This is a genomic window from Streptomyces sp. NPDC048643 (genome assembly GCF_040650615.1).
GTDB lineage: Bacteria > Actinomycetota > Actinomycetes > Streptomycetales > Streptomycetaceae > Streptomyces.
In genome coordinates this window covers 318,982-338,523 of the sequence record NZ_JBEZHO010000001.1, presented here as the reverse complement: position 1 = coordinate 338,523, position 19,542 = coordinate 318,982, and the positions used below count along the sequence as shown (strand labels likewise).

Genomic DNA, 19,542 nt, shown 5'->3' with positions numbered 1-19,542 from the left:
GAGCGCCCGCGGACCGTCTGCGCGGTTCTCCGTGCGGAACTGCCGCCCCCGTACCTGGTGGATCACCGTGTGGAGGGGGCGCCACCGTGATGGAGTGCACGGGTGCGAGAGAATGGCGGCATGGAGATGCCGAGGAACGAAAGGTCGCCGGAGAACCCTCAGATCCTGGTTGTCGGCCAGGACGGTATGGCTCTCGGTGGCACCGGAGACGAGGACTCCCGCGAGGTCCCGGTCACGGAGATGGTGGAACAGCCCGCCAAGGTGATGCGTATCGGCAGCATGATCAAGCAGCTGCTGGAGGAGGTGCGCGCGGCACCTCTGGACGAGGCGAGCAGGGCCCGGCTCAAGGAGATCCACGCCAGTTCCGTGAAGGAGCTGGAGGACGGTCTGGCCCCCGAGCTCGTCGACGAGCTGGAGCGGCTCTCCCTGCCCTTCGCCGACGAGACGACTCCCAGCGACGCGGAACTGCGGATCGCGCAGGCCCAGTTGGTGGGCTGGCTCGAGGGACTCTTCCACGGGATCCAGACGACCCTCTTCGCCCAGCAGATGGCGGCGAGGGCGCAGCTGGAGCAGATGCGCCGTGCGCTCCCGCCGGGTGTCGGCGGGGCGGAGGGCGACGAGGACCCCCGTACCGGGGGCCGCTCGGGCGGACCGTACCTGTAACCACGCGGATCACCGGGTACTCCCGGACACCTGATTCGCCCACGTCACCCCGAACGAGACGGGCCCGGCACCTCGGTGCCGGGCCCGTTCACGTGCGTGCGGGTGCGGGGTGGCTCAGGACGGGTCGCCGGAGGACACCTTGAGCTCGATCTCCGGCATCTTCTTGGGATCGACGTCCGTGCCCGCCGATGGGAACTGATCCATGATCGTGTCCTCGCCGTACGTGTTCTCGTCGACGCGGGTGATCTTCATCTGCCAGCCGGCGGCCTGGAAGCAGGACTTCACCGACGTGAGGTTCTTGTAGTGGAAGTCCGGGACCTGGATCTTGTCCGGGTCGTCGTAGGACTCCTGCGCGTCGGTGCACTTGTCGGTGTCGATGGTCTTCGACGTGTCCGGACCCTTGTGGCCGGCGACCACGGAGGGCGACGCGCTGGTCGTGCCGCCACCGCCCTTGGTGTCGTCGCCGCTGTCGCCGTTGCTCAGCGCCAGCGCGGTGATCAGGCCGCCGATCGCGAGGACCGCGACGACGATCGCCCCGACCACCACACCCCTGTTGCTCTTCCCGCCGCCCGAGCCGCCCGAGGCGGGCGTCGAGTGCTGCGGCGTGAGGTTGTAGGGCGGCGGGGTCGACGTGCCGTGCTGCGGGGCGTAGGCGGAGGTCTGCTGGGCCGGCGTCTGGTAGCCGCCCTGCTGCGGGTAGCCGTAGGACGGGGCGGGCGTGCCGTAGGGGCCCGGCTGGTACGGGGTCTGCACGGGGCCCGGTGCCGGGGTGCCCTGCTCGACCGGCGGGAACACGGCGGAGGCGACGCCCGCGCCGCTCGGCGTCTGGGCGCCCGGCACGATGCTCGGCGGGGCCGCGTGGAAGGACTGGGCGACCCGCAGGCACTCGTCCCGCATGGCCTCGGCGCTCGGGAAGCGCTCGTTCGGGTTCTTCTTCAGCGCGCGGGCGACCAGCGCGTCCACCCCGGGGGGCAGCGAGCGGTTCACCGAGGAGGGCGCGACCGGCTCCTCCTGGACGTGCGCGTACGCGATGGCCAGCGGGGAGTCCGCCTCGAACGGCAGCCGCCCGGTGACCAGTTGGAAGAGCATGATGCCGACCGAGTACAGGTCGGACCGGGCGTCGACGCCGCGGCCCAGCGCCTGCTCGGGGGAGAGGTACTGCGGGGTGCCGACGACCATGCCCGTCTGGGTCATGGACGTGACGCCGGACTGCATGGCGCGGGCGATGCCGAAGTCCATGACCTTCACGACGTTGCGCTTGGTCATCATCACGTTGCCCGGTTTGATGTCCCGGTGGACCAGGCCCATCTCGTGGCTGATCTCCAGCGCCGCCAGCACGTCCGCGGTGATCTTCAGGGCCTTGTCGGCGGGCATCGCGCCGTACTGCTGGATGTCCGCCTCGAGGACCGAGCCGAGCGGCTTGCCCTCGATGTACTCCATGACGATGTACGGCGTCGTCATGCCGTCGAGGTCGTCCTCGCCGGTGTCGAAGACGGAGACGATGTTCGTGTGGGTGAGCTTGGCCACCGACTGGGCCTCGCGGCGGAAGCGCTCGCGGAAGGCCTGCTCACGGCCGAGCTCGGTGTGCAGCGTCTTGATCGCGACCTGCCGGTCGAGCACCGAGTCGTACGCGAGGTGCACCGAGGCCATGCCGCCCTCGCCGAGCAGATCGCGCAGCTGGTAGCGGCCGCCGGCGACCGCACGCCCCGCATACCGGCCCTGTGCGCCGTCCTGGCTCATCTTCTGCGTCCCCCGCGGCCGTGATCGATTGGCTTATTCCGGGCCAAGTCTGCCCGAGGCCACTGACACGTCAAGCGCGGTGCCCGTTCCGTGACCGTCTGCGAAAGAAGCGTCGCGGAAGCGTTACAGGTACCGCGCGGCCGGTACACAGAATTTGCACGCACGGACCTGGGACGGGTTGGATGGCCCGTCCATCTCACTTTCATCTCGGGCCGGGGCCTTGCACGGAGCCTGTAGCGTGGCCCGACGGAGACCGTAACAACCACCGCGCAGACCGCGGGCAGAAACGACGGCGAGGACTGATGGCACAGCAGCAGCGCGCTCAGGGCCCGTCCGACCCCGAGGCGACTGGCGGCGGTATGTCAGATGCGCCGGAGTTGTGGGGTAACGGCGGACTGGTCGGCGACGGCCGGTATCGGCTGACACGCAGACTCGGCCGGGGCGGCATGGCCGAGGTGTTCGCCGCCGAGGACGTGCGCCTCGGGCGGACCGTCGCGGTCAAGCTGCTCCGGTCCGATCTGGCCGAGGACCCCGTGTCCAAGGCGCGCTTCACGCGCGAGGCCCAGTCGGTCGCGGGGCTCAACCACCACGCCGTCGTCGCCGTGTACGACTCCGGCGAGGACGTGGTCGGCCACGGCGTCGTCCCGTACATCGTGATGGAGATCGTCGAGGGTCACACGATCCGCGACCTGCTGATCAACGCCGAGGCCCCCGGGCCCGAGCAGGCGCTGATCATCGTGTCCGGTGTCCTGGAGGCGCTCGCCTACTCGCACCAGCACGGCATCGTGCACCGCGACATCAAGCCCGCGAACGTGATCATCACGGAGACCGGCGCGGTCAAGGTGATGGACTTCGGCATCGCGCGCGCCCTGCACGGCGCGCAGTCGACGATGACCCAGACCGGCATGGTCATGGGCACGCCGCAGTACCTCTCCCCGGAGCAGGCGCTCGGCAAGGCCGTCGACCACCGCTCCGACCTGTACGCGACCGGCTGCCTGCTGTACGAACTCCTGGCGCTGCGGCCCCCGTTCACCGGCGAGACGCCGCTCTCGGTGGTCTACCAGCACGTCCAGGACACCCCGGTGCCCCCGTCCCAGGTGTCGAACGCGGCGCCGCCGGAGCTCGACGGGCTCGTGATGCGTGCCCTCGCTAAGGAGCCGGACGACCGGTTCCAGACCGCCGAGGAGATGCGCGGTCTCGTCCAGTACGGGCTGCAGATGCTGTACGACCAGGGCAGCCACACCGGCACCTGGAACACCGGCCCGGTCACCGTCCACGACGGGCTGAACGCCTCCGCGGCCGGCTTCGCGGGGACGGCCGCGCTGCCGCACCCCGGCGACTCCGGGACCGCGCAGATCCCGGCGCCGATGATCCCGCCCTACGGCGGCGGTGACGACGGCGGCTTCGAGGGGCGCGGCAACAAAGGCGGCGGCCGCGGAAAGCTGTGGATCCTCGCGGTGTTCGCCGTGATCGCGATCGCGGCGGGTGTCGCGCTGGCGCTCAACAACACCGGTGGCGGCGGAGGCGGCGGGACGGGGACGTCGGAGAAGCCGACCAGCACGCACTCCACCAAGGACAACGAGTCGGACCAGACGCCCAGCGACGACACGACGGACCAGTCGACGGACGACACCTCGGGCGACAACTCGACGGACACGGGCGACACCCCGGACTACACGCCCTCGGAGACGCCGTCGGAGACCGACCAGCCGACCGACAAGCCGACCGACAAGCCCACGGACAAGCCGACGAAGCCGACGCACAGCGCCACGGAGGAGCCGTCCGACGACCCGCCGTCACCCACTCCGACTCCGCCGGCGGAGTCGGAGGACCCGGGCGGCGACGGCGACGGCGGTCTCACGAGCGGAGCCGCCGGGCTCTGAGCCGAGCCGGCGACGGCCGAACGGTGTCCGGACGGCCCTGAGACGACGACACGCGCGCGTGGAGCCCCGGGAGGGCTCCACGCGCGCGTGTCCGTGTCACCGGGGCACAGAACCGCAGGACGAGGCAGCAGCCCCTCACAGGACCCGGCTCAGGCGCCCTTCCAGGTCGTCGTCGCCCGTCGAGTTCACGCTGGCGAACTGCGGCTCGATGCCGAGGTAGACGGGCTCGTAGGGTGCCCCGTCGACGAGCGGCGGCGCGGGGCCGAACAGCTCCAGTTCGGCGGCGGTCGGCTCGACCCGCTCGCACCGGCCCACGATCTGCGCCGACCACAGGCTCTCGCCGCGCCGCGCGCAGCTCAGGTTGTCGGTGCCGTACGCGACGACACTGCCGGCGCACGCGAGGTGGTAACCGCATTTCAGGGGCATGCGCAGCAGGACGCGGCCGTCCACGACGATGTGGCGGGCGAACGCGAGGAAGGGCATCGCGCGCAGGCTGGTGGCCACCCGGCCGTAGTCGGTGCGGGCGATCAGTTCCACGGCGAGTCGTTCGTCGGCGGGCGCCCGGCGGGCCGGTTCGTCGGTGGGCATGCCCCCAATGTCCGGGACCGGCGGGGCCGGGAAATAGGGGCACCCGCCCTCCGAAGAGGGGTCTTAAGTCCCTGACGGGCCGTGTCCTCGTCGATCAGCGGTGCTGCTGTTCCGCCTGCATTCGTGCCACGTAGGCGGCCGCCTGCGACCGGCGTTCCATTCCCAGCTTGGACAGCAGGCTCGACACGTAGTTCTTGATCGTTTTCTCGGCGAGGTGCAGGCGCTCCCCGATCGCGCGATTGGTGAGCCCCTCGCCGATCAGGTCGAGGATCCTGCGTTCCTGGTCCGTGAGGCGCTCGAGTTTCCCGTCGCCCTTGGGGGCCCCTCCGTCGCGCAGCCGCTCCAGCACGCGGGCCGTGGCCACCGGGTCGAGCAGGGACTTTCCGGCCGCCACGTCCCGGACGGCCGTCAGCAGTTCGTTGCCGCGGATGTCCTTGAGGACATAACCCGAGGCGCCCGCCATGATCGCGTCGAACAGGGCCTCGTCGTCGGAGAACGAGGTCAGCATCAGGCACTTGATGTCCTCGTTCGCGGAGCGGATCTCGCGGCAGACCTCCACGCCGCTGCCGTCGGGAAGGCGGACGTCGAGGACGGCCACGTCCGGACGGGTCGCCGGGATACGGGCCAGCGCGTCGGCCGCCGTCCCCGCCTCGCCGACCACCTCGATGTCGTCCTCGACCGAGAGCAGTTCGTGCACCCCGCGGCGGACCACCTCATGGTCATCGAGGAGAAATACGCTGATTTTCCCGTTTTCCGGCACGGTGTCAGTGTCACACACGATCATGGCCATTGCCCTCGGGTGAACTCTTCCCGTGCCCGGGGTGGCCGGGATAACGTGCCGGTGTTCCGGCCCCCTGCAAGGCTGTGACCAGTGCTGTGACCAGCGAGTGTTCCCGACCGGCTCGGTTTACTAGGAAATCCACGTTTCGAAGTACTTGGATTTCCTATCAAAATCGCAGGTCAGGAGAGGTTTCACAGAATTGTGAAGCACTGGGTAACGTGACTTGTGCAGGGCGCTCGCCGGGGCACCTGTCACGCCTGTTCCCGGCCGAGTGGCACCCACCCCGTGCACGGGTGCCGGACAGGCGAGCCGATCCCCCGAGCCCAAAAAGCGGGCGAGGGGGACCCCAGCCTTCCGGCAATCCCGGGGGCCGGACCGACGGAGGAGCACACGTGACCGTGGAGAGCACTGCCGCGCGCAAGCCGCGACGCAGCGCCGGTACGAAGAGCGCCGCGAGCGCCAGTACGACCGGTACCAAGAGCGCCGCGAGCAAGCGCACCGGCGCCGCCGCCAAGAAGTCCCCGGGGGCGACGGGCGGCGAGCCGGAGCTCGTTCAGCTGCTGACCCCGGAGGGCGAGCGGGTTCAGGACGCCACGTACGACCCGTACGTCGCCGACATCACCTCCGAGGAGCTGCGCGGCCTGTACCGGGACATGGTCCTGAGCCGCCGCTTCGACGCGGAGGCGACGTCCCTGCAGCGGCAGGGCGAGCTGGGCCTGTGGGCCTCGATGCTCGGCCAGGAGGCCGCCCAGATCGGTTCGGGCCGCGCCACCCGCGACGACGACTACGTCTTCCCGACCTACCGCGAGCACGGCGTCGCCTGGTGCCGCGGGGTCGACCCGACGAACCTGCTCGGCATGTTCCGCGGCGTGAACAACGGCGGCTGGGACCCGAACAGCAACAACTTCCACCTGTACACGATCGTCATCGGCTCGCAGACGCTGCACGCCACCGGCTACGCCATGGGCGTCGCCAAGGACGGCGCCGACTCGGCCGTGATCGCGTACTTCGGTGACGGCGCCTCCAGCCAGGGCGACGTCCTGGAGGCCTTCAACTTCGGGGCGGTCTACAACGCGCCCGTCGTGTTCTTCTGCCAGAACAACCAGTGGGCGATCTCCGAGCCGACCGAGCGCCAGATGCGTGTGCCGCTGTACCAGCGCGCGCAGGGGTTCGGCTTCCCCGGCGTGCGCGTGGACGGCAACGACGTGCTCGCCAGTCTCGCCGTGACCCGCTGGGCGCTGGAGCGGGCCCGTTCGGGCGAGGGCCCCACCCTCGTCGAGGCCTTCACCTACCGCATGGGCGCGCACACCACCTCCGACGACCCGACCAAGTACCGGGCCGACGAGGAGCGCGAGGCGTGGGAGGCGAAGGACCCGATCCTGCGCCTGCGCACATACCTGGAGGCCGCGAACCACGCGGACGAGGCATTCTTCGCGGAACTCGAAGCCGAGAGCGAGACGTTGGGCAAACGAGTACGCGACGCCGTGCGGGCCATGCCCGACCCGGACAGCCTCGCCATCTTCGAGCACGCGTACGCGGACGGGCACGCGCTCGTCGACGAGGAGCGGGCCCAGTTCGCCGCCTACCAGGCGTCGTTCGTGGACGAGGGGGGTAACTGACATGGCCGTGGAAAAGGTTGCGCTCGCCAAGGCGATCAACGAGTCGTTGCGCAGGGCCATGGAGTCCGACCCCAAGGTCCTGATCATGGGTGAGGACGTCGGCAAGCTCGGCGGCGTCTTCCGCGTCACCGACGGGCTCCAGAAGGACTTCGGCGAGGAGCGGGTCATCGACACCCCGCTCGCCGAGTCGGGCATCGTCGGCACCGCGATCGGCCTGGCCCTGCGCGGCTACCGCCCGGTCGTGGAGATCCAGTTCGACGGCTTCGTCTTCCCGGCCTACGACCAGATCGTCACGCAGCTCGCCAAGATGCACGCGCGGGCGCTGGGCAAGATCAAGCTCCCCGTCGTCGTCCGCATCCCGTACGGCGGCGGCATCGGTGCCGTCGAGCACCACTCGGAGTCCCCCGAGGCGCTGTTCGCGCACGTCGCCGGCCTCAAGGTCGTCTCGCCGTCGAACGCCTCGGACGCCTTCTGGATGATGCAGCAGGCCATCCAGAGCGACGACCCGGTGATCTTCTTCGAGCCGAAGCGGCGCTACTGGGACAAGGGCGAGGTCACCTGGTCCACCAGCGGCTCCGACGCGGACGACGCCATCCCCGGGCCCCTGCACAAGGCGACCGTGGTGCGCGAGGGCAGCGACCTGACCCTCGTCGCGTACGGACCGATGGTGAAGGTCTGCCTGGAGGCCGCCGCGGCCGCCCAGGAGGAGGGCAAGTCGATCGAGGTCCTGGACCTGCGCTCGATGTCCCCCATCGACTTCGACTCCGTCCAGGCCTCGGTCGAGAAGACCCGGCACCTGGTCGTGGTGCACGAGGCCCCGGTGTTCCTCGGCACGGGCGCGGAGATCGCGGCCCGCATCACCGAGCGGTGCTTCTACCACCTGGAGGCGCCCGTCCTGCGCGTCGGCGGCTATCACGTCCCGTACCCGCCGGCACGCCTGGAAGAGGAGTACCTTCCGGGCCTGGACCGGGTGCTCGACGCCGTCGACCGCTCGCTGGCGTACTGAGGAGAGGGTCGTGACGACGATGACTGAGAACGCGTCGGGACTCCGCGAGTTCAAGATGCCCGATGTGGGCGAGGGACTCACCGAGGCGGAGATCCTCAAGTGGTACGTCCAGCCGGGTGACACCGTCACCGACGGCCAGGTCGTCTGCGAGGTCGAGACCGCGAAGGCAGCGGTCGAACTGCCGATCCCGTTCGACGGTGTGGTGCACGCACTGCACTTCCCCGAGGGCACCACGGTGGACGTCGGCCAGGTGATCATCGCGGTGGACGTGTCCGGCGGAGCCGCCGCACCCGCGGCTCCCGTGGCCGCCCCGGCCGCGCAGCCCGTTCCCGCCGAGGAGGCCAAGCCCGAGGGCCGCAAGCCCGTCCTCGTCGGGTACGGCGTGGCGGAGTCCTCCACCAAGCGCCGCGCCCGCAAGGGCGTCGAGGTCCCGGCCCAGCAGGGCGAGACGCTCTACGCGGCCACCGCGCTCCAGGCCGAGCTGAACGGCCACGGCGCCGCCCCCGCGCAGCGTCCCCTGGCCAAGCCCCCGGTCCGCAAGCTCGCCAAGGACCTCGGGGTCGACCTGGCGACGATCACCCCGTCCGGCCCGGACGGCGTGATCACGCGGGAGGACGTGCACGCGGCGGTGGCCCCGGCGCAGGCACCGGCTCCCGCCGCCGTGCCGGCTCCGCAGGTCCCGCAGGAGGCCCCGGCCCGCGTCCAGGCCCCCGCTCCGGCCGCCTCGTACGACGGCGCGCGGGAGACCCGCGTCCCGGTCAAGGGCGTCCGGAAGGCGACGGCCGCCGCGATGGTCGGCTCGGCGTTCACCGCGCCGCACGTCACCGAGTTCGTGACGCTCGACGTGACGCGCACGATGCGCCTGGTCGAGGAGCTCAAGCAGGACAAGGAGATGCAGGGGCTGCGGGTGAACCCGCTGCTGCTCATCGCCAAGGCCCTGCTGGTCGCGATCAAGCGCAACCCCGGGATCAACGCGTCCTGGGACGAGGCGAATCAGGAGATCGTCCAGAAGCACTACGTGAACCTGGGCATCGCCGCCGCCACGCCCCGGGGCCTGATCGTGCCGAACATCAAGGACGCGCACGACAAGACGCTGCCGCAGCTGGCGGAGGAGCTGGGCGCCCTGGTGGCGACCGCCCGCGAGGGCAGGACGTCCCCCGCGGCGATGCAGGGCGGCACCGTGACGATCACCAACGTCGGCGTGTTCGGCGTCGACACGGGCACGCCGATCCTGAACCCGGGCGAGTCCGCGATCCTGGCGGTCGGCGCGATCAAGCTGCAGCCCTGGGTGCACAAGGGCAAGGTGAAGCCCCGTCAGGTCACCACGCTGGCGCTCTCGTTCGACCACCGCCTGGTCGACGGCGAGCTGGGCTCCCGGGTGCTCGCCGACACGGCGGCGATCCTGGAGCAGCCCAAGCGGCTGATCACCTGGGCGTAGGCCCGCGGGGACGAACGGAAGGGGCCTGCCGCGCGATGGCGCGGCAGGCCCCTTCCCGTGCGCGGGGCTGATCGGCCCCGCACGCGTGACTACTTGGCGAAGGCGTAGCTCATGAGCTTCTTCGCGTCCGACTCACGAGCCGGGATGGACGTCGAGGCGAGGACCGTGCCGATGACGGTCTTGCCGTTGCGGGTGGCGGCGAAGACGAGGCAGTACTTCGCCTCGGGGCCGGAGCCGGTCTTCACGCCGATGGTGCCGCTGTAGCTGCTGAGCAGACCGTTGGTGTTGGTCCACGCGGCCATGGTGCGGGTGGTGCCGGTCTTCGTGACGGTCTTCGCGGAGTACGACTTGGTCTTCACGATCGACTTGAACGTGGAGCTCTTCATCGCGCTGCTGGCGATCTTCGTCAGGTCGCGCGGCGTCGAGTAGTTGGAGCCGTTGCCGATGCCGTCGAACGAGTCGAAGTGCGTGTTCGTCAGGTGCAGGCTCGACGCGGCGGAGTTCATCTTGCCGATGAACGACTTCACGCGGGCGGCACGGGTCGAACCCGATCCGAACTTGTCGGCCAGCGCGTAGGCGGCGTCGCAGCCCGACGGCAGCATCAGCCCGTAGAGGAGCTGGCGGACGGTGACCTTGTCGCCCACGATCAGGTGCGCCTGCGAGGCGTTGTTGGCGACGACGTAGTCGCTGTAGGCCTTCTGGATGGTGACCTTGGAGTCCAGGTTCAGGTTCGACTGGGCCAGCACCACCTTGGCCGTCATGATCTTGGTTGTGGAGCCGGTGGAACGGCGGGTGTCCGCGGCCTTGGTGTAGAGGGTCTTGGCGGTGCCGTTGTTCATCACGTAGCCGCCCTTGGCGGCGATCGTGGGGGTGGCGACGGCGCCGGCGGGTGCTGCCCCGAAGGCTCCGGCGGCCAGCACGGCGCCGGTGGTGACGGTCACAGCGGCGGCCCTGCGGAAACGCGTGCCCTTAATGCCGGTAATCAAAATGAACGCTCCGTATGCGCGAAATGCCCCTGGGAGAACGGCACATGACAATGCCGTCTGGTGTACCGACTCCCCAGAACGGCAAAGGGATGTACGGCGAAACGGTGAAGTTTATGTGACCTGCGTTACATCAAGTGCCGGGAGGGGTCCGCATGCTGGAACTCCGCCCGGCATGCGTACGTGTTGTATCTATGATGTGCGCATGCCTTCAGCCCCACCTGCCCCCGCGCGACGGCCCGTGAAGCAGCCGGCGGCCGCCGACCGCGTCTACGCACACGTCAAGCAGGGTGTCCTGGAACGCCGTTACGAGGGCGGCACCCTGCTCACCGAGGGCGAACTCGCCGACGCGGTGGGCGTCTCGCGCACCCCGGTCCGCGAGGCACTGCTCCGCCTCGAGGCCGAAGGCCTCATCAGGCTCTACCCGAAGAAGGGCGCGCTCGTCCTGCCCGTCTCCGCCCAGGAGATCGCGGACGTGGTCGAGACCCGGCAGCTCGTCGAGGAGCACGCCGCCCGCAAGGCCGTACCGGCGTCGCCGCGGCTCATCGCCCGCCTCGAAGAACTCCTCGCCCAGCAGAAGGAACAGGCCGCCGCCGGGGACCTGGCCGCCGCCGCGGTCACCGACCGCTGCTTCCACGCCGAGATCGTCCGAAGCGGCGGGAACGAGATCCTCTCCCGGCTCTACGACCAGCTCCGAGACCGCCAGTTGAGGATGGGAGTCGCCGTGATGCACGCCCACCCCGACCGGATCACCAAGACCCTCACCGAGCACGAGCAGATCCTCCAGGCGCTGCGCTCCGGCGACGCCGACGCGGTCGTCGGCCTCATCCACGGACACGTCAGCTGGTTCTCCAACCTGGCCCGGGGCGAGGTCCGATGAGCTCCTCGGCCACGCTGCCCGGCGACCCGCCCGGCGGCCGGCGCGCCATCGCCGTCTGGGGCATCGGCGTCGCGGTCTACTTCGTCGCCGTCATCTTCCGTACGTCCCTCGGCGTGGCCGGGCTCGACGCGGCGGACCGCTTCCACGTGGGCGCGTCCGCCCTGTCCACCTTCTCCATCCTCCAGCTCCTCGTCTACGCGGGCATGCAGATACCGGTCGGGCTCCTCGTCGACCGGCTCGGCACCAAGAAGGTGCTGACCATCGGCGTGCTGCTGTTCACGGCCGGACAACTGGGCTTCGCGTTCTCCTCCTCGTACGGCATGGCGCTCGCCTCGCGCGCGCTGCTCGGCTGCGGTGACGCGATGACCTTCATCAGCGTGCTGCGGCTCGGCACCCGGTGGTTCCCCGCCCGCCGCGGACCCCTCGTCGCCCAGCTCGCGGGCCTGGTCGGCATGGCCGGCAACCTGGTGTCGACGCTCGTCATCGCCCGCCTGCTGCACGGAGTGGGCTGGACCGCCGCGTTCGCCGGCAGCGCGGCCGCCGGTGTCGTCGTCCTGGTCCTGCTGCTGCTCTTCCTGAAGGACCACCCCGAGGGGCACGAGCCCGAGCCGTTCCCGCACCGCGGCGCGGCGTACGTCCGCCGGCAGATCGCCGCGTCCTGGCGGGAACCCGGCACCCGGCTCGGCATGTGGGTGCACTTCACCACGCAGTTCCCCGCGATGGTGTTCCTGCTGCTGTGGGGGCTGCCGTTCCTCGTCCAGGCCCAGGGCCTCTCCCGGGCCACGGCCGGTGAACTGCTCACCCTCGTCGTCCTGTCCAACATGGTCGTCGGGCTCGTCTACGGCCAGATCGTCGCCCGGCACCACCAGGCGCGGCTGCCGCTGGCCCTCGGCACCGTCGCCGCGACGGCGGTCGTGTGGGCGACGGTGCTGGTCTACCCCGGCGAACACGCACCGATGTGGACCCTGATCGTGCTCTGCACCGTCCTCGGAGCCTGCGGGCCCGCCTCGATGCTCGGCTTCGACTTCGCCCGCCCCGCGAACCCGCCGGAACGTCAGGGGACCGCCTCCGGGATCACCAACATGGGCGGTTTCGTCGCCTCGATGACCACCCTGCTGGCCGTCGGCGTGCTGCTCGACGCGACCGGCGACAACTACCGCATCGCCTTCGCCGCCGTGTTCGTCCTCCAGGCGCTCGGCCTCAGCCAGATCTTCCGGCTGCGCGGTCAGGCGGCCCGCCGCGAGCGGGAACGACTGGTGGCGAGCCGGGTGGAGACGGTGCACGTCCCCGCGTGACCGCCGGACGTCACCGGGCCCTGTGACGCCTCCCGGCACGGGGCCTGCCCGTGCCGTCCTGCCCGCCCACCCGGACGGACAGCCACGTGGACCGAACGGCTACGGCGTGACCGTGAAGTTGCGCAGGATCGCCGCCGTCAGCTCCGGGTCGCCCTCGGCCTTGATCCGGTCGGCCACGGAATCCACGGTCACCCGGCCGCAGGCGAGACGGACGTAGGTCTCCCAGTCCAGCGAGAGGCTCGCGGCGGGACCGAGAGAGGGCGCACCGTCTATCGAACCGCGCCCGTCCGCGTCGATCCGGACCGTACGGAGGAACTCCACGGGCCCGTGCACGTCGAAGACGACCGCGGAGTTCGCCGGCGCCCCCGCGTCCTTCGCGACCACCTTCGGCAGTGCGGCCAGCAGGTCGTCCCGCACGATCAGCGAACCGGGGGAGTCGAGATTCCCCGGCTGTCCCAGGGTGACGCGCAGGTCCTGCTCGTGCACCCACACGTCGAACGCGCGGTTGCGCATGGCCTGTTCGAGGGTGACCTCGGTGCCGAGGGGGCCGCGCACCTTGGCGTCGGGCTGCCGCGTCTCGTTCCGCAGCTGGCGGTTGCGGCGGATGACCGTGTACTCCAGCTCGGAGGTCATCTCCGGCGCCGTGTGGTGACGGCGCACGTCGACCTGCATCTCCATGTACCGCTGGTGCTCGTTCGACACGTGGTAGAGGTCGCGGGGGAGCGTGTGGATCGGCCGCGGGTCGCCGAGCATCTCGCAGTCCAGCCCGATGACATGCGAGACGATGTCACGAACCGACCATCCCGGGCAGGGAGTCCGCCGGTTCCACTCACCCTCCACAAGCGGCTGCACCAGCTCGGATATCGCGTCGATCGAGTGGGTCCAGGCGTCGGCGTAGGACTGAAGGCTGGGATGCAGACTCACGGAACGGGACCCCTCGGGCGGTTGGGCGCGGGCAGTGCACAGGCAGCGGGTGTCTTGGGACGCTAAGTTACGCTGCTGTGAGGCACCCCGGCAGTGCTTTCGTGTGACGATCGTAGGCCCGTATCGACGGCTCGAATGCCAGGACGGTGGTAGTGTGCGCGCCTCTCTCCTCCAGATCGACGTAAACGACGACGAATCGGTCGCCGCACGCCGGAGCCGTGTGGCGGATCTGGTGCGAGATCAGGCCGGAGTCGATCTCGTCGTGCTCCCCGAGCTGTGGACCACCGGCGCCTTCGCCTACGAGGAGTTCGCGGCCGAGGCCGAACCGCTCGACGGACCGACCCACGAGGCGATGGCCAAGGCGGCGAGCGACGCGGGCGTCTGGCTGCACGCGGGCTCGATCCCCGAGCGGGCACCCTCCGACGGCTCCCCCGCCGAAGCTCCTCTCTACAACACCTCCCTCGTCTACTCCCCCTCCGGTGAACGCGTCGCCGCCTACCGGAAGATCCACCGCTTCGGCTTCGACAAGGGCGAAGCCGTGCTGATGGCGGCGGGCGACGAACTGGTGACGGTCGGGCTCCCGCAGACCGTCATCGGCGTCGCCACCTGCTACGACCTCCGCTTCCCCGAGCTGTTCCGCGGCCTGGTCGACGCGGGGGCGGAGCTCCTCGTCGTCCCGGCCGGCTGGCCCGAGCGGCGCCGCGCCCACTGGACCCTGCTCGCCCAGGCACGCGCCGTCGAGAACCAGTCGTACGTCCTCGCCTGTGGAACGGCCGGTACGCATGCGGGAGTTCCCCAGGCCGGACACTCGATCGTCGTCGACCCGTGGGGAGAGGTCCTCGCCGAGGCGGGCTCCGGCGAGGAGATCCTCACGGTGGATTTCGACCCCGCGAAGGTCGCGGCGACCCGGGAACAGTTCCCGGCGCTCAAGGACCGCGTGCTGGGCCTGGAGCCGCCCCGCCGCTGACCGGGGCGGCGGGCCTGTCGGCCGCCGCCGTCAGTCGTCCCCGCGCTCCTTCTCCGCCAGGTGGATCACGCACACCGCCACCGCGATCAGCAGCGCCTGGTCGGCGTCCTCCCGTACGACGTCCACGCCGTACGTGTCGCGGAGGTGCAGCCAGCGACGGGAGATCTGCGCCAGCAGCTCGTTGTCGTAGTCGATGGCGAACTCGCGGTCGAGGATCTTGCCGCTGACGTCGAGTTCGGTGCCGTCGACCAGGGAGACCCGGTAGTGGTTGCGGAGCAGGGACAGACGCTTGCGCTTGATGGTCGCCAGCGGTTCGCCGTCCCGCTCGATGATCATCGTGTCGCGCAGCGCGAGCATCTTCTGGTGGATGTCGATGAGGACGCGTCCGCGGGTGTCCTTCAGCTCGAAGGTGTCCCGCAGCCGCATCGCCTTGCCGTCGACGAGGAAGACCTTGTTGCCGTGGTCGTCCTCGATCCAGTAGTCGTCACCGAAACCGAGCAGCCGGTCGCGCACGAGGTATCTCATGCCCTCACCGGTTCCCCGACGACCGCCACGCAACGCCGTCCGTAGGCCGACGGGCTGAGGGGGCGGGTGTGCGCGGGGGCGCGAGGGGGCGGAAGCGCGAGGTCGGGGCCGGCTGGAGGCGGGCGCTCGACCGAGTGTCCGTGGCAGGTGGCACCCTTGATCCATGAACGACTCCGCCCCCGCGTCCGCCCCGACGCCCGCTCCCCGCCGTGCCCGTGTCCGTGCCCCCGAGCTGATCGGCAAGGGTGGCTGGCTGAACACGGGTGGTCAGCAGTACACCCTGGCCGACCTACGCGGTCGGATCGTCGTACTGGATTTCTGGACCTTCTGCTGCATCAACTGTCTGCACGTCCTGGACGAGCTGCGGGAGCTGGAGGAGAAGCACCGGGACACCGTGGTGATCATCGGGGTGCACTCGCCGAAGTTCGTGCACGAGGCGGAGCATCAGGCCGTCGTCGACGCCGTGGAGCGGTACGGGGTGGAGCACCCGGTGCTCGACGACCCGGAGCTCGCGACCTGGAAGCAGTACGCCGTGCGGGCCTGGCCGACGCTCGTCGTGATCGACCCCGAGGGGTACGTCGTCGCGCAGCACGCCGGTGAGGGGCACGCCCACGCGATCGAGCGGCTGGTGGAGGAGCTGGAGGCCGAGCACGGGGCCAAGGGCACGCTGCGGCGCGGCGACGGGCCGTACGTGGCGCCCGAGCCCGAGCCGACCGTGCTGCGCTTCCCCGGCAAGGCGCTGGCCCTGCCGAACGGAAACCTGCTGGTCAGCGACACCACCCGGCATCAGCTGGTGGAGCTGGCGGAGGACGGCGAGACGGTCGTGCGGCGCATCGGATCCGGTGTCCGGGGCTTCGTGGACGGTCCGGCGGACACGGCCGGGTTCAGCGAGCCGCAGGGGCTCGCGCTCCTCGACGAGGGCACGGTCGTCGTCGCGGACACGGTCAACCACGCCCTGCGCCGGGTCGACCTCGCGTCCGGCGAGGTCGGCACGCTCGCGGGCACCGGCCGCCAGTGGTGGCAGGGGTCGCCCACGTCAGGGCCCGCGCGCGAGGTCGACCTGTCCTCGCCGTGGGACGTCGCCCTCTTCGGCGGCAAGGTCTGGATCGCCATGGCCGGCGTCCACCAGTTGTGGGCGTACGACCCGGCCACGGAGACGGTCGTGGTCGTCGCGGGCACGACGAACGAGGGTCTGGTGGACGGGCCGGGCCCCGAGGCGTGGTTCGCGCAGCCGTCCGGGCTCGCCGCCACCGAGGAGCGGCTGTGGCTGGCGGACTCCGAGACCTCGGCGCTGCGCTGGGTCGACCGGGACGGGGCGGTGCACACGGCTGTCGGCACCGGGCTCTTCGACTTCGGTCACCGTGACGGTGCCGCGGACCAGGCGCTCCTCCAGCATCCGCTGGGCGTGACCGCGCTGCCCGACGGTTCGGTCGCGGTCAGCGACACGTACAACCACGCGCTGCGCCGGTACGACCCGGCGACGGGTCAGGTGACGACGCTGGCCACGGATCTGCGGGAGCCGAGCGACGCCGTGCTCGTCGGGGACGACATCGTGGTGGTGGAGTCGGCCCGGCACCGGCTGACCCGGCTGCGGCTCCCCGAGGAGGCGGTCCGGGTGGAGTCGGTCGCCCATCGCACCCAGCGCGCGGCGACCGAGGTGATCCCCGGTGCGGTCCGGCTGGACGTGATCTTCCAGGCTCCGGCCGGGCAGAAGCTGGACACCCGGTACGGGCCGTCCACGCGGCTGCTCGTCTCCGCGACGCCGCCGGAGCTGCTGCTCGCGGGTGAGGGCGCGGGAACGGATCTCGCGCGGTCCGTCGAGCTGAACCCTGCCGTCGAGGAGGGGGTGCTGCACGTCTCGGCGATGGCCGCGTCCTGTGACGACGACCCGGCGAACGAGTACCCCGCCTGCCATGTCCACCAGCAGGACTGGGGTGTTCCGGTCCGCCTCGTCGACGGCGGCGCGGACCGGCTGCCCCTGGTGCTCGCCGGCATGGACGGCTGAGGGGCGGCTGAAGCACAGCCATGGACGGCGGACGCCCGAAGGTGCGCGGCCGCTGCTGAACCGGACCGGGAGCGGTCCGGTTCAGCAGGGGCGGCTGTCCGGCCGGGGCGGGCTGGGGTATCCGCCGTGGCCGTCGGGCTAGCCGCCCTGGCCGTCGTCTGCGGGCGCCCTCGGGAAGGCTCGACCGAGTCGTCGGGCTCGGCTTCGGCTCGTCGGAGCCGCTCGGGTCGGCGTCCGCTCGTCGGAACTGTCCGGTTCGGGCAGCTCGCCACAGGCGTCCGGCTCGGATCGGCGCGGCGGCCGTCCGGGCCGGATCGTCGTGACCGTCCGGGCAGGGTCGGCCGGACCGGAGCGGCTGTCGTGACCGTCCGGTCCGGACCGGACGCCCGTGGGTGTCGGACCGGGTCGGACGCCCGGAGGCGTCCGGTTCCGGTCAGACGCCGTAGCCGTCGTGGTAGCCGTCGCCGCGGTGGTGACGCTCTTCCACCACCGTGGTGGTCGGCTCCATGACCACGCGGCGCCGGCGGGCGACGCTGCTGAAGGTGGCCACGCCGATCAGACCGACGATCATGAGGATCACGCCGACCACGTGGAGGTTGACCCCCGCCATGTGCCAGTCGGTCGCGAACGTGAGGATCGCACCTGCGGCGATCAGGATGATGCATCCGCCCAGGCCCATGGGTGTCCGCCTCCTTGAAGTAGCAACTCGGAGTCATTCGGGGCTTGTTCCGGGTACCCGGGACCCCGCGAGCCATGCGGAGGCGAGCGCTCACGTCACAGGCCGCCGGTCCCGAACACGGGGCGGCGGCCTGTCACATGGGGCGGTTGCTATCCCTCCAGGAACGCCACCAGCGCGTTCGTCAGGAGGAACGGGTCGTCGGCGCCGCAGAGTTCGCGGGCGCTGTGCATGGAGAGGATGGCCACGCCGATGTCGACCGTCCTGATGCCGTGCCGGGCCGCCGTGATGGGGCCGATCGTGGTGCCGCAGGGCATGGAGTTGTTGGACACGAAGGACTGGAAGGGCACGCCGGCCTTCTCGCAGGCGGCGGCGAACAGCGCACGGCCCGAACCGTCGGTGGCGTACCGGTTGTTGACGTTCACCTTGAGGATGGGCCCGCCGTTGACGCGCGGGTGGTGGGTCGGGTCGTGCCGCTCGGCGTAGTTGGGGTGCACGGCGTGGCCGGTGTCGGAGGACAGACAGACGGTGCCGGCGAAGGCGCGGGCCCGGTCCTCGTAGGAGCCGCCACGGGCGAAGACCGAACGTTCCAGCACGCCTCCGAGCAGCGGTCCGTCCGCCCCGGTGTCGCTCTGTGAGCCGTTCTCCTCGTGGTCGAAGGCGGCGAGGACGGGGATGTACGACAGTCCGGTGTCGGCGGTGGCGACGGCGGCCAGGGCGGCGGTGCCGGCGTGCACGGACATCAGGTTGTCCATCCGCGGGCCCGCGACCAGTTCCTTGTCGCGGCCGAGGTAGGCGGGTCTCTCGACGGAGTGGGTCATCAGGTCCCAGCCGGTGACCTCGCCCGCGGGCAGCCCCGCCTCGTCCTCCAGGAAGGCGATCAGGTCGCCCTCACGGGGGTCGCCGAGGCCCCAGATCGGCTGGAGGTGGCGCTGCTTGTCGAGCTTGAGACCGTCGGTGCTGACCGACCGGTCGAGGTGGATGGCGAGCTGCGGCACGCGCAGCAGGGGCCGGTCGATGTTCACCAGGCGGGTGGAGCCGTCGCGCAGGGAGAGGCGTCCGGCGAGGCCCAGGTCGCGGTCGAGCCAGGAGTTCAGCAGGGGGCCGCCGTAGATCTCGACGGCGACCTGGCGCCAGCCGTGCGCGCCGGTGTCCGGCAGCGGCTTGACGCGCAGGTTGGGGGAGTCGGTGTGCGCACCCACGATCCGGAACGGCGTGTGGGCCTCGGCGCCCTCCGGCACGTACCAGGCGACGATCGCGCCGCCGCGCAGCACGTACTTGCCGCCACTGGTGGCGTCCCACGCGTCGGTCTCGGCGACCTGACGGAATCCGGCCTTCTCGAGCCGCTCGGCGGCGGTCGCCACGGCGTGGTACGGCGTCGGGCCGGCCGCGAGGAAGGACATGAGGTCGTCGGTGTGGCCGCGGTCGAAGCGGGAGGGTGCACTCATGGGTTCACCTTAACGACGCACGAGGGCCCGCTCCCGGGGATGGGAGCGGGCCCTCGTAAGGGGGATGTGAAGGGCGGACACCTTGGGACACCCTGACTGGAAGGCCAGGTTCCGGTTGGGT

General features: G+C 70.7%; 17 protein-coding genes. 9 read left to right on the top strand and 8 right to left on the bottom strand.

From position 1 onward, the window contains the following. The first annotated feature begins 120 nt into the window (after positions 1 to 120). A complete protein-coding gene (locus tag AB0C62_RS01465; protein WP_081218391.1) occupies positions 121 to 663 on the top strand; it encodes a bacterial proteasome activator family protein in 543 nt (180 codons plus the stop codon). 114 nt (positions 664 to 777) lie between these two features. Here the strand turns inward: AB0C62_RS01465 and AB0C62_RS01460 are convergent, their stop codons facing one another. Beyond that, entirely contained in the window at positions 778 to 2,403 is a 1,626-nt protein-coding gene (locus AB0C62_RS01460) for a protein kinase (RefSeq protein WP_362969049.1), read from the bottom strand. Between the two features lie 302 nt (positions 2,404 to 2,705). On the opposite strand from AB0C62_RS01460, the gene AB0C62_RS01455 reads away from it, so the two are divergent. Continuing rightward, positions 2,706 to 4,286, top strand: coding sequence for a protein kinase (locus AB0C62_RS01455; protein ID WP_362969048.1), 1,581 nt, complete (start codon positions 2,706 to 2,708; stop codon positions 4,284 to 4,286). Positions 4,287 to 4,421: 135 nt separating this feature from the next. On the opposite strand, the gene AB0C62_RS01450 is transcribed toward AB0C62_RS01455, so the two are convergent. Both AB0C62_RS01450 and AB0C62_RS01445 read right to left on the bottom strand, forming a co-directional pair. Then, positions 4,422 to 4,874, bottom strand: a complete 453-nt coding sequence (locus AB0C62_RS01450) for a pyridoxamine 5'-phosphate oxidase family protein (RefSeq protein ID WP_362969047.1) — start codon at positions 4,872 to 4,874, stop codon at positions 4,422 to 4,424. Between the two features lie 94 nt (positions 4,875 to 4,968). Further along, positions 4,969 to 5,634, bottom strand: a complete 666-nt coding sequence (locus AB0C62_RS01445) for a response regulator transcription factor (protein ID WP_362969046.1) — start codon at positions 5,632 to 5,634, stop codon at positions 4,969 to 4,971. A gap of 413 nt (positions 5,635 to 6,047) precedes the next feature. Between AB0C62_RS01445 and pdhA the strand changes: the two genes are divergently transcribed. From pdhA to AB0C62_RS01430, 3 genes are read left to right on the top strand one after another with little or no spacing between them, the layout of a single operon-like run. After that, positions 6,048 to 7,274 (top strand): pyruvate dehydrogenase (acetyl-transferring) E1 component subunit alpha, encoded by a 1,227-nt coding sequence (gene pdhA, locus AB0C62_RS01440; protein WP_362969045.1) that lies wholly within the window; start codon positions 6,048 to 6,050, stop codon positions 7,272 to 7,274. 1 nt (position 7,275) lies between these two features. Beyond that, positions 7,276 to 8,280 carry an alpha-ketoacid dehydrogenase subunit beta gene (locus AB0C62_RS01435; RefSeq protein WP_081218396.1) on the top strand — a complete coding sequence of 335 codons (1,005 nt, stop codon included), beginning with the start codon at positions 7,276 to 7,278 and terminating at the stop codon, positions 8,278 to 8,280. 10 nt (positions 8,281 to 8,290) lie between these two features. Beyond that, positions 8,291 to 9,718, top strand: coding sequence for a dihydrolipoamide acetyltransferase family protein (locus AB0C62_RS01430; protein ID WP_362969044.1), 1,428 nt, complete (start codon positions 8,291 to 8,293; stop codon positions 9,716 to 9,718). Positions 9,719 to 9,807: 89 nt separating this feature from the next. Here the strand turns inward: AB0C62_RS01430 and AB0C62_RS01425 are convergent, their stop codons facing one another. Further along, positions 9,808 to 10,704, bottom strand: coding sequence for a D-alanyl-D-alanine carboxypeptidase (locus AB0C62_RS01425; RefSeq protein WP_362969043.1), 897 nt, complete (start codon positions 10,702 to 10,704; stop codon positions 9,808 to 9,810). A 202-nt stretch (positions 10,705 to 10,906) separates the two neighbouring features. Between AB0C62_RS01425 and AB0C62_RS01420 the strand changes: the two genes are divergently transcribed. Together AB0C62_RS01420 and AB0C62_RS01415 are read left to right on the top strand one after the other, a co-directional pair. Continuing rightward, complete coding sequence (locus AB0C62_RS01420) at positions 10,907 to 11,581, top strand: GntR family transcriptional regulator (protein WP_362969042.1); 675 nt, start codon at positions 10,907 to 10,909, stop codon at positions 11,579 to 11,581. Next, on the top strand, positions 11,578 to 12,876 hold the full coding sequence (locus AB0C62_RS01415) for an MFS transporter (protein WP_362969041.1): 1,299 nt from the start codon (positions 11,578 to 11,580) through the stop codon (positions 12,874 to 12,876). Before AB0C62_RS01420 ends, AB0C62_RS01415 begins: the two co-directional genes overlap by 4 nt. Positions 12,877 to 12,975: 99 nt before the next feature. Here the strand turns inward: AB0C62_RS01415 and AB0C62_RS01410 are convergent, their stop codons facing one another. Continuing rightward, positions 12,976 to 13,800: a maleylpyruvate isomerase family mycothiol-dependent enzyme gene (locus AB0C62_RS01410; RefSeq protein WP_362969040.1), complete on the bottom strand. Its 825-nt coding sequence runs from the start codon at positions 13,798 to 13,800 to the stop codon at positions 12,976 to 12,978. Positions 13,801 to 13,954: 154 nt separating this feature from the next. Between AB0C62_RS01410 and AB0C62_RS01405 the strand changes: the two genes are divergently transcribed. Beyond that, positions 13,955 to 14,767 (top strand): carbon-nitrogen family hydrolase, encoded by an 813-nt coding sequence (locus AB0C62_RS01405; protein WP_362969039.1) that lies wholly within the window; start codon positions 13,955 to 13,957, stop codon positions 14,765 to 14,767. Positions 14,768 to 14,797: 30 nt separating this feature from the next. On the opposite strand, the gene AB0C62_RS01400 is transcribed toward AB0C62_RS01405, so the two are convergent. After that, positions 14,798 to 15,292, bottom strand: a complete 495-nt coding sequence (locus AB0C62_RS01400; RefSeq protein WP_362969038.1) for an LURP-one-related family protein — start codon at positions 15,290 to 15,292, stop codon at positions 14,798 to 14,800. 163 nt (positions 15,293 to 15,455) lie between these two features. Here AB0C62_RS01400 and AB0C62_RS01395 point away from each other — a divergent pair, with 163 nt between their 5' ends. After that, positions 15,456 to 17,297 carry an NHL domain-containing thioredoxin family protein gene (locus tag AB0C62_RS01395; RefSeq protein WP_362969037.1) on the top strand — a complete coding sequence of 614 codons (1,842 nt, stop codon included), beginning with the start codon at positions 15,456 to 15,458 and terminating at the stop codon, positions 17,295 to 17,297. 433 nt (positions 17,298 to 17,730) lie between these two features. Here the strand turns inward: AB0C62_RS01395 and AB0C62_RS01390 are convergent, their stop codons facing one another. Together AB0C62_RS01390 and AB0C62_RS01385 are read right to left on the bottom strand one after the other, a co-directional pair. Continuing rightward, positions 17,731 to 17,976, bottom strand: a complete 246-nt coding sequence (locus AB0C62_RS01390) for a DUF6458 family protein (protein WP_266847692.1) — start codon at positions 17,974 to 17,976, stop codon at positions 17,731 to 17,733. 149 nt (positions 17,977 to 18,125) lie between these two features. Then, entirely contained in the window at positions 18,126 to 19,421 is a 1,296-nt protein-coding gene (locus AB0C62_RS01385; protein ID WP_362969036.1) for a M18 family aminopeptidase, read from the bottom strand. Between the last annotated feature and the right edge of the window lie 121 nt (positions 19,422 to 19,542).

What these genes read in the sequence shown, in the direction of transcription:
- AB0C62_RS01465 (WP_081218391.1), top strand. Translation starts at nt 121, where the DNA reads ATGGAGATGCCGAGGAACGAAAGGTCGCCGGAGAACCCTCAGATCCTG.
- AB0C62_RS01460 (WP_362969049.1), bottom strand. Translation starts at nt 2,403, where the DNA reads ATGAGCCAGGACGGCGCACAGGGCCGGTATGCGGGGCGTGCGGTCGCC.
- AB0C62_RS01455 (WP_362969048.1), top strand. Translation starts at nt 2,706, where the DNA reads ATGGCACAGCAGCAGCGCGCTCAGGGCCCGTCCGACCCCGAGGCGACT.
- AB0C62_RS01450 (WP_362969047.1), bottom strand. Translation starts at nt 4,874, where the DNA reads ATGCCCACCGACGAACCGGCCCGCCGGGCGCCCGCCGACGAACGACTC.
- AB0C62_RS01435 (WP_081218396.1), top strand. Translation starts at nt 7,276, where the DNA reads ATGGCCGTGGAAAAGGTTGCGCTCGCCAAGGCGATCAACGAGTCGTTG.
- AB0C62_RS01420 (WP_362969042.1), top strand. Translation starts at nt 10,907, where the DNA reads ATGCCTTCAGCCCCACCTGCCCCCGCGCGACGGCCCGTGAAGCAGCCG.
- AB0C62_RS01415 (WP_362969041.1), top strand. Translation starts at nt 11,578, where the DNA reads ATGAGCTCCTCGGCCACGCTGCCCGGCGACCCGCCCGGCGGCCGGCGC.
- AB0C62_RS01400 (WP_362969038.1), bottom strand. Translation starts at nt 15,292, where the DNA reads ATGAGATACCTCGTGCGCGACCGGCTGCTCGGTTTCGGTGACGACTAC.
- AB0C62_RS01395 (WP_362969037.1), top strand. Translation starts at nt 15,456, where the DNA reads ATGAACGACTCCGCCCCCGCGTCCGCCCCGACGCCCGCTCCCCGCCGT.
- AB0C62_RS01390 (WP_266847692.1), bottom strand. Translation starts at nt 17,976, where the DNA reads ATGGGCCTGGGCGGATGCATCATCCTGATCGCCGCAGGTGCGATCCTC.
- AB0C62_RS01385 (WP_362969036.1), bottom strand. Translation starts at nt 19,421, where the DNA reads ATGAGTGCACCCTCCCGCTTCGACCGCGGCCACACCGACGACCTCATG.